Origin of the sequence: Neisseria sp. P0019.S002 (genome assembly GCF_051957155.1) — a bacterium.
GTDB lineage: Bacteria > Pseudomonadota > Gammaproteobacteria > Burkholderiales > Neisseriaceae > Neisseria > Neisseria perflava.
This window is the reverse complement of record NZ_JBQCWS010000035.1, coordinates 1-625: the sequence shown is the minus strand read 5'-3', so window position 1 is coordinate 625 and position 625 is coordinate 1. Positions and strand designations below refer to the sequence as shown.

At 40.5% G+C, this 625-nt stretch carries 2 pseudogenes; both read right to left on the bottom strand.

Going from position 1 to position 625, the window contains the following annotated elements:
- A pseudogene (locus ACTHTY_RS11390) lies at nt 1–94 on the bottom strand (F0F1 ATP synthase subunit gamma); the annotation flags it as partial.
- Nucleotides 95–116: 22 nt separating this feature from the next.
- A pseudogene (locus ACTHTY_RS11385) lies at nt 117–625 on the bottom strand (F0F1 ATP synthase subunit alpha); the annotation flags it as partial.

The following is a 625-nucleotide window of genomic DNA, read 5'->3' as shown; positions in this document are numbered from 1 at the left end:
TCTTAGAGGTTGACACCATTTGCATCGCTTTAGTGATCTTCTGTGTATTCTGAACACTGCGAATTTTGGTGAGAATCTCTTTCCCTACAGCCATTCTAGACTCCTTTCTTTATCGCTTATGCCGTATGTGCATAAGACGCTTTGAAAGACTTCATCGCTTCTGTTAAGGCTTTTCCATTATCATCAGACATAGCACCTGTTTCATTGATGCTTTCTAAAACTTTTGGATATTGAGTACGCACATAACTCAAGAACTCAGCTTCAAAAGATAATGCTTTAGAAACAGGAACATCTCCGTATGAACCTTCATTAATAGCCCATAGGGTCAAAGCCATCTCAGCTGTATTTAATGTACTGAACTGCTTTTGTTTCATCAATTCAGTAACTACCTCACCATGCTGCAACTGCTTGCGTGTGGCTTCATCTAAATCAGATGCAAATTGAGAGAAGGCTGCTAGCTCTCGATATTGCGCCAAAGCTAAACGGATACCACCGCCTAATTTTTTAATAACTTTAGTCTGGGCAGCGCCACCAACACGGGAGACGGAAATACCTGCATTAATGGCAGGACGGATACCTGAGTTAAACAAATCAGTTTCTAAGAAAATTTGACCATCAGTAATTG